Source organism: Lentzea sp. NPDC006480 (genome assembly GCF_040611995.1).
Classification (GTDB): domain Bacteria; phylum Actinomycetota; class Actinomycetes; order Mycobacteriales; family Pseudonocardiaceae; genus Lentzea.
Window position 1 is genome coordinate 1 of sequence record NZ_JBEXPJ010000260.1, and the last position, 8,498, is coordinate 8,498.

At 68.5% G+C, this 8,498-nt stretch carries 6 protein-coding genes; 5 read left to right on the forward strand and 1 reads right to left on the reverse strand.

Annotated features, from left to right (window positions below):
• The 5 genes from ABZX92_RS43995 to treZ form a co-directional block, all read left to right on the forward strand.
• On the forward strand, window positions 1-1,742 hold a 1,742-nt coding region (locus ABZX92_RS43995), incomplete at its 5' end, for a 4-alpha-glucanotransferase (protein ID WP_355571841.1).
• 93 nt (window positions 1,743-1,835) lie between these two features.
• Window positions 1,836-2,138: a hypothetical protein gene (locus ABZX92_RS44000; RefSeq protein ID WP_355571843.1), complete on the forward strand. Its 303-nt coding sequence runs from the start codon at window positions 1,836-1,838 to the stop codon at window positions 2,136-2,138.
• Between the two features lie 62 nt (window positions 2,139-2,200).
• Window positions 2,201-4,306, forward strand: a complete 2,106-nt coding sequence (gene glgX / locus ABZX92_RS44005) for a glycogen debranching protein GlgX (RefSeq protein ID WP_355571845.1) — start codon at window positions 2,201-2,203, stop codon at window positions 4,304-4,306.
• Window positions 4,306-6,384, forward strand: a complete 2,079-nt coding sequence (treY, locus tag ABZX92_RS44010; RefSeq protein ID WP_355571847.1) for a malto-oligosyltrehalose synthase — start codon at window positions 4,306-4,308, stop codon at window positions 6,382-6,384. Before glgX ends, treY begins: the two co-directional genes overlap by 1 nt.
• Window positions 6,381-8,069, forward strand: a complete 1,689-nt coding sequence (gene treZ / locus ABZX92_RS44015; protein WP_355571849.1) for a malto-oligosyltrehalose trehalohydrolase — start codon at window positions 6,381-6,383, stop codon at window positions 8,067-8,069. Before treY ends, treZ begins: the two co-directional genes overlap by 4 nt.
• Here treZ and ABZX92_RS44020 read toward each other — a convergent pair.
• Entirely contained in the window at window positions 7,988-8,332 is a 345-nt protein-coding gene (locus ABZX92_RS44020; protein WP_355571851.1) for an ANTAR domain-containing protein, read from the reverse strand. The genes treZ and ABZX92_RS44020 overlap by 82 nt on opposite strands.
• Between the last annotated feature and the right edge of the window lie 166 nt (window positions 8,333-8,498).

Here is an 8,498-nt window from a genome sequence, read left to right on the forward strand (position 1 = left end):
AAGAGGTCGTGGTCGACACCGAGGTCGTCGTCAAGATCCTCGCCCAGTTCGGCGTCGATGCGTCCACTGAGGACTCCGTCGCCCGTGAGTTCGCCCTGGTCGAGCAGCGCCGGGCCGAACGGGTCCTCCCGCCGACGATCGTCATCCGCGAGTACGAGACGTACGACCTGCGCGGCCCCGCGACCGTCGAGCTCGAAGACGGCGGCACGCTGCACGTCGACCGCCACCTGCCGGACTCGCTGCCGCTGGGCTGGCACCGGATCATCACGGACCGGCAGACGATCACGCTGGCCGTCGCGCCCAGGACGCTGCCGGACGTCCCGCACACCTGGGGCTGGATGCTGCAGCTCTACGCCGCCCGTTCGAAGGACTCGTGGGGGATGGGCGACTTCGCCGACCTCGCCACGATCGCCCGCAGGTCGTCTCTCGAACTGGACGCGGGCGTGGTGCTGGTCAACCCGGTGCAGGCCCCGTCGCTCACGCACCCGGTCGAGCGCTCGCCCTACTCGCCGACGAGCCGCCGGTTCGCGAACCCGCTGTACCTGCGGATCACCGACACCGCCGAGTTCCTGCAGGCCTGCCCGCGCACCCGGCAGCTGATCCGCGACCTGCGCCCGGCGAACGAGGACCTGATCGACTACGACGCGATCTGGGACGCCAAGAGGCAGGCGCTGGAGCTGCTGTTCCCCGGCGGCGACGTCGAGATGGACGACGACCTCAAGGCGTTCGCCACGTACTGCGCGCTGGCCGAGATCCACGGCAAGGACTGGCGCGAGTGGCCGGCCGAAGCCGAGGCGCCACCGGACCGAGTCGCGTTCCACGCCTGGCTGCAGCACCTCTGCACCCGCCAGCTGCAGGACGTGCGGCTCGCCGCGCACGAGGCAGGCATGGCCATCGGCGTCATCCACGACCTGCCGGTGGGCGTCTCGCCGGGTGGCGCGGACACGTTCGCTGACCCGGACGTCTTCGCCATCGACGTCACGGTCGGCGCGCCACCGGACGCGTTCAGCGCGGACGGCCAGGGCTGGGGCCTGCCGCCGTGGCGCCCGGACAAGCTCGCCGAGACCGGTTACCGCCCGTTCCGCCAGGTCCTGCGCGGCGTCCTGAAGCACGCCGACGGCATCCGCATCGACCACGTCGCGGGCCTGTGGCGGCTCTGGTGGATCCCGCCGGGCGAGCCACCCAGCAGGGGCACCTACGTCTACTACGACGCCGACGCGATGCTCGGCGTGCTGGCCCTGGAGGCCTACCGCGCGGGCGCCGTCGTGGTCGGCGAGGACCTCGGCACGGTCGAGCCGGTCGTCACGAAGACGCTGCAGGAGAACGGCATGCTGACCAGCGCCGTGCTCTACTTCCAGCGCGACTACTACGCCGAGGGCCATCCGCTGGTCCCGCCGTCGCAGTGGAACCCGAACCAGATGGCCAGCATCTCCACGCACGACCTGCCGACGGCCGCGACGTTCTTCGCGGGCCCGGACGGCCCGGACTTCGACGAGCTCATGCGCCAGGAAGGCATCGATCCGAGCGATCGGGTCGCCGGCGTCCACGAGTTGCTGGCGCAGGCACCCTGCGCGTTGGTCCTGACTTCACCTCAGGACGCTCTGCGGGAAACCCGGCAGCCCAACGTGCCGGGCACGATCGACGAGCACCCGAACTGGCGAATTCCCCTGCCCGTGGCATTGGACGATTTCTTTCCACGCGTCCGGGACATCACCCGTCCCCTGCGCAGCCGGGAAAGATGAAACTTCCACGTAACGGCAGGTCAAGTGCCTGCGGAGTACAGTGAGGCCGTCACCCGACGGCGAACGACGAACGTTTTGGAGGTGGCGTACCAGATGAGCTCAGCCGTGAGCACGCGGAACCCAACCGGCGTGCTTGAACTGGCCGTCGAGCAGGTCCTCGCTTCGGTGAGACCTGCGGCACTCGGCGACCCGGTGGTCGGGGCACGGCGCGCGGAGGAATCCCTGCGTGACGCGCTGCGGGACGCAGGACCCGTGGACGACAACATCGCCCTGCAGCACGCGCTGGCGTGCGCGGAGGCGGCCTGTGAGCACCTGAAGTACGTGGAGATCCAGGAAGCACGAACGTTGCTCACGGCCGCACGTGGGCAGCTGGTGCTGGCACACGAAGGAGTGTGATGCCGGTCCGGAGTTAGGCGGATAGGGTCGATGGGTAGCCGCCGTTCGTGACGAGGAGCATCGTGCGACCCTGGCCTGGAAGGCCCTACCCGCTTGGCGCTGGATATGACGGCGTTGGCACCAATTTCGCCCTGTTCTCCGAGGTTGCGGAGTACGTGGAGCTCTGCCTGTTCGACGACGACGGCACCGAGACACGGGTGAGGCTGCCGGAGGTGGACGGCTTCGTCCACCACGGCTACCTGCTCGGCATCGGTCCCGGCCAGAAGTACGGATACCGCGTGCACGGCCCGTACGACCCGTCACGCGGTCTCAGGTGCAACCCCAACAAGCTGCTGATCGACCCGTACGCCAAGGCCATCTCCAACGGCCTGGCGTGGGACGAGGCGCTGTACGGGTACAAGTTCGGCTCGCCGGACGAGCGCAACGACACGGATTCGGCGCCGCACGTGCCGAAGTCGGTCGTGGTGAACCCGTTCTTCGACTGGACCAGCGACCGGTTGCCCAGGACGCCGTACAACGAGAGCGTCATCTACGAGGCCCACGTGCGCGGCCTCACCATCGACCACCCGGAGATCCCGCCGAGGCTGCGGGGCACCTACGCGGGCCTCGCGCATCCGGTGATGATCGACCACCTGATCAAACTGGGTGTGACGGCCGTCGAGCTGATGCCGGTGCACCAGTTCATCAGCGACCACACGCTGGCCGAGCGCAGGCTCAGCAACTACTGGGGTTACAACACGATCGGCTTCTTCGCGCCGCACGACGGTTACTCGGCGTTGCCGTTGAACCAGGTGCAGGAGTTCAAGGGCATGGTGCGGGCGCTGCACCAGGCCGGCATCGAGGTCATCCTCGACGTCGTCTACAACCACACGGCGGAGGGCAACCACCTCGGGCCCACGTTGTCGATGCGCGGGATCGACAACGAGTCGTACTACCGGCTGGTGGAGGACGACCCGAAGTTCTACATGGACTACACGGGCACCGGTAACTCGCTGAACGTGCGGGCGCCGCACACGTTGCAGCTCATCATGGACTCGCTGCGGTACTGGGTCACCGAGATGCACGTCGACGGGTTCCGGTTCGACCTCGCGGCGACGCTGGCCCGCGAGTTCTACGACGTCGACCGGCTGGCGACGTTCTTCGAAGTCGTGCAGCAGGACCCGGTGGTGTCGCAGGTCAAGCTGATCGCCGAGCCGTGGGACGTCGGGCCCGGTGGGTACCAGGTCGGCAACTTCCCTCCACTGTGGACGGAGTGGAACGGGCAGTTCCGGGACACGGTGCGGGACTTCTGGCGCGGGGAACGAGCGACGCTCGGCGAGTTCGCGTCGCGGATCACCGGCAGCAGCGACCTCTACCAGGACGATGGCCGCCGGCCGTACGCGTCGATCAACTTCGTGACGGCGCACGACGGGTTCACGCTCAACGACCTGGTGTCGTACAACGAGAAGCACAACGAGGCCAACGGCGAGGACAACCAGGACGGCGAGAGCCACAACCGGTCCTGGAACTGCGGTGTCGAGGGGCCGACGGACGACCCGGACATCCTGGAGCTGCGGGCCCGGCAGCGGCGGAACCTGATGGCGACGATGCTGTTGTCGCAGGGTGTGCCGATGATCGTGAACGGCGACGAGTTCGGGCGCACGCAGCACGGCAACAACAACGCGTACTGCCAGGACAACGAGGTGTCGTGGGTCGACTGGTCGTTGCTGGAGAGCAACTCCGAGCTGGTCGAGTTCACCGCGGCGGTCTCGCGGTTCCGCAAGGCGCACCCGGTGTTCCGGCGCAAGCGGTTCTTCGCGGGACGGCCGATCCGCAAGGGCGAGGAGCTGCGCGACATCGCGTGGTTCACCCCGTCCGGCGAGGAGATGACCGAGCAGAACTGGGAGGACGACTTCGGCAAGTGCGTCGTCATCTTCCTCAACGGCGAGGGCATCCCGGACCTCGACTCGCGCGGCATGCGGGTGGTCGACGACTCGTTCCTGATGGCGTTCAACGCGCACTACGAGGACATCGAGGTGACGCTGCCGGACGTCGAGTACGGCCCTGAGTGGACGGTGGTGGTCGACACGACGACCGGGCACGTCGGCAACGGGGAGAAGCCCGTCGTGGCAGGCGGGCAGCTGAACCTCACCGCGCGGTCGCTCGTCGTGCTGCAGAGGGTGGGCTGATGGGCGCGCCCTTCTCCACGTACCGCGTTCAGCTCACCCCGGACTTCACCTTCGCCGACGCCGCTTCCATCGCGGACTACCTGCGGCGCCTGGGGATCGGTGCGCTGTACGCCTCGCCGATGCTCGACGCGCGCAAGGGTTCCACGCACGGCTACGACGTCGTGGACCCGACCCGTGCCCGGCCGGAGCTCGGTGGCGACGAAGGCCGCCGGGCACTGCAGAAGAGCCTGGCGGAGCACGAGCTCGGGCTCGTGGTCGACATCGTGCCGAACCACATGGTCGTGCCGAACCCGTGGTGGGACGACGTTCTCGCGAACGGTCGAAGCTCCAGGTACGCGCGGTACTTCGACATCGACTGGTCGTCCGGCAAGGTCCTGCTGCCGGTGCTCGCGGAAGGCGCGGAGGAAGAACCGGCCGAGCACTCCGTCAAGGTCGACTGGCGGCGCGGCAACACCGAGCTCAACTACCGGCGGTTCTTCGACATCACCGAGCTGGCCGCGGTGCGCGTCGAGGACCCGGAGGTGTTCGAGGCGACCCACCGCGAGGTCTTGTCGTGGGGTGTCACGGGACTGCGCGTCGACCACCCGGACGGCCTCGCCGATCCCGGTGGCTACTTCCGCAGGCTGCGCGAGCACTTCGACGGCTGGCTGGTCGTGGAGAAGATCCTCGGCCCGGACGAGTCGCTGCCGCAGAGCTGGCCGGTCGACGGCACGACGGGCTACGACGCGTTGCGCGAGGTCTGCGGTGTGTTCATCGCGCCCACGGAGGCGTTCGCGGGGGATTTCCACACCGTCGAACACGCGTCACGGCAGCAGGTCGCGGACTCGATCCTGGTCGCCGAGGTGCGCCGGATCGCCCGTCTCGTGCAGGGTGTCGAGTTCGAGGACGCCTGCGCGGCCGTCGCCGAGGTGATGGTCAACTTTCCGGTCTACCGGTCGTACCTGCCGGAAGGCTCCGGCCACTGGGAAACCGCGGTCCGGAAAGCCAAGTCGCCTGCCGCGCGCGCACTCGACGAACAGGTGCGCGCCGATCCGCACGGTGAGCTGGCGACCAGGATCCAGCAGACGTCCGGCATGGTCGTCGCGAAGGGCACCGAGGACACCGCGTTCTACCGGTACACGAACTTCGTGGCGCTCAACGAGGTCGGCGGCTCGCCGGACCGGTTCGGCCTGCCCGTCACCGAGTTCCACCAGCGCGCCCAGGCACGTGAGGCGCAGACGCCGGTCGCCATGACCGCGCTGACGACGCACGACACCAAGCGGTCCGAGGACGTCCGGGCCCGGCTCGCGGTGCTGGCGGAGATCCCGGACGAGTACCTGGCGTTCGAGAGCGCGATGTCCGAGAAGCACGGCCTTTCCGAGCCGTCGCTGAACCGGCTCGCGTGGCAGTCGCTCGTCGGCGCCTTCCCGATCACCGAGGAACGCCTGGGTCAGTACCTGGAGAAGGCGTCCAGGGAAGCCAAGATCAAGACGTCCTGGGTCGACCGGAACGCCGAGTTCGACGCCGAGGTCGCCGCGTGGCCCGCGAAGGTGCTGAACGAGCCCGAGGTCGCCGCGTTCGCCGAACGGATCAAGGCACCCGGCTGGGTGAACTCGTTGGGGCAGAAGCTCGTCCAGCTCACCGCACCGGGCGTGCCGGACGTCTACCAGGGCACCGAGCTGTGGGACTTCTCGCTGGTCGACCCGGACAACCGCCGCCCGGTCGACTACCTGGTCCGCGCGGAACTGCTGGACCGCATCGAGAAGGGCTGGCTGCCGGAGATCGACGACTCGGGCGCGGCGAAGCTCCTGGTGGTGCAGAAGGCTTTGCACGTGCGGCAACGAGGTCTGCACGGCTACCGGCCGCTGCACGCGGAAGGCCCGGCGGCTGAGCACGTGCTGGCGTTCGAACGCTCCGGCGTGATCACGGTGGCGACGCGGCTGCCGGTCGGGCTGGCCCGCAAGGGGTGGCAGGACACGGTTCTGCCGCTGCCGGGTACCAAGTGGACGGACGTGCTGACCGGCCGGCCGGCCACCGAGGACCTGGCCGCCCTGCTCGACACCTACCCGGTCGCACTGCTGGTTCAGGGGGACGAGTGAGCTTCGAGGTCTGGGCGCCGGCACCCGAGTCGGTGCACGTGCGCGTCGACGGCTTCGACCACGAGATGAAGCGCGACGGCGACTGGTGGCGTTCTGCCAAAATCGAGGTGGCTGCCGCGGGCACCGACTACGCGTTCGTCATCGAGGGCAAGGCATATCCGGATCCGCGGTCGCTGTGGCAGCCCAACGGCGTGCACGAGGCGTCCAGGGTCTACCGGCACGACTTCGAGTGGACCGACCAGAGCTGGACCGGCCGGGCGTTGCAGGGCGGCGTGATCTACGAGCTGCACATCGGCACGTTCACGCCGGAAGGCACGTTCGACGCGGCCATCGGCAAGCTCGACCACCTGGTGGACCTCGGCATCACGTTCGTCGAGGTCATGCCGGTCAACAGCTTCGACGGCGTCGAGGGCTGGGGCTACGACGGCGTGCTCTGGGGTGCGGTGCACGAGCCCTACGGCGGGCCGGACGGGTTCAAGCGGTTCGTGGACGCCTGCCACGCGCGAGGCCTCGCCGTGCTGCTGGACGTCGTCTACAACCACCTCGGACCGTCCGGCGCGTACCTCGACAAGTTCGGGCCGTACTTCGCCGGTCGCAACGACTGGGGACCGGGCCTGAACCTGGACGGGCCGAACTCCGACGAGGTCCGCCGGTACGTGATCGACAACGCCCTGCAGTGGCTCCGCGACTTCCACGTCGACGGGCTCCGGCTCGACGCCGTGCACGCGCTCGACGACCGGCGAGCGGTGCACGTGCTCGAAGAGCTGGCGGCAGAGGTGGATGCGCTCTCAGCCGGGCTCAACCGCCCTCTTAGCCTGATCGCCGAATCCGACCTGAACGACGCGAAGCTGGTCACCGCACGGGAAGGCGGCGGCTACGGCCTGCAAGCGCAGTGGTCCGACGATCTCCATCACTGCCTGCACGTCGCACTAACGGGCGAAATTTTCGGCTACTACGAGGACTTCGCGGCACCGGGAGCGCTGAAGAACACCCTGGAGAAGGTCTTCTTCCACGCCGGCACCTGGTCGTCGTTCCGCGAGAAGCACCACGGCAAGCCGGTCGACACCGCGCTGATCCCTGGCTACCGGTTCCTGGCGTACACGCAGAACCACGACCAGATCGGCAACCGCGCGACGGGCGACCGGCTGCCGGCCACGGTGTCGACCGGGAAGTTGTTGTGCGCGGCGGCGATCGTGCTGACCTCCCCGTACACGCCGATGATCTTCATGGGCGAGGAGTGGGCGGCGAGCACGCCGTGGCAGTTCTTCGCGTCCTTTCCGGACCCGCAGCTGGCCGAGGCCGTGCGGACGGGCCGGCGCAAGGAGTTCGCGCGGCACGGGTGGGGTGAGTCGGACGTGCCGGACCCGATGTCCCCGCAGACCATCGAGAACTCGCGCCTCAAGTGGGACGAAGCCGACAGGGCCGAACACGCGAAGGTGCTGGAGACGTACAAGGCCCTGATCGCGTTGCGCCGCTCCCGCCCGGAGCTCGCCGACCCGCGGTTGGACAGGTTCGTGGTGGAGCAGGACGGGCTGTGCTTCGTGCTGCACCGCGGAACGACCCGCGTGGTGGTCAACCTCGGCACGACGCCCGTCCCGCTGCCTCAGGGCGAGGTGCTGCTGACCTCCTCGGCGAACCCGTCGTCGCTCTCACCGGAGTCGTTCGCGGTCGTCGCGTCGACGTGATCCCACAACACCTGGTCGGCCGGGCGTACCGGCCGGCCCAGGTGGGCGTGCACGAACGCCGCCACCAGCCGGTCGGCGGCGACGTGCAGCTTGATGTTGTGGTGCTGGGAGACGTGCACCAGCAGCCCGAACGCCTGCTGGGGTGTGCAGGGCTTGCGTGCGGCGATCAGGCCCGTGGCCTGCCCGATGACGGTCCGGGACACCAGAGCTTTGCGCAGCCCCGCCACCTCGGCCTCGAGGGCGGTGATTCTCGCGGACGACACCGCCTGCTCCTTTCGCGTCGTCATGGTCACAGCGGCATGCCGATGTGACCTGAACGGTGCCACGCCGGGAAGTGCGCAGCTCACCCGCGGTGAGAAGAGCCACGAAACTTTTTCGTAATGAGACGCATTTCATCACGTCTAATACTTCGAAACCGGAGTGCAAGGC

Excerpts from the sequence above, each read along its gene's own strand:
- treY (WP_355571847.1), top strand. The coding sequence starts at position 4,306 with ATGGGCGCGCCCTTCTCCACGTACCGCGTTCAGCTCACCCCGGACTTC.
- ABZX92_RS44000 (WP_355571843.1), top strand. The coding sequence starts at position 1,836 with ATGAGCTCAGCCGTGAGCACGCGGAACCCAACCGGCGTGCTTGAACTG.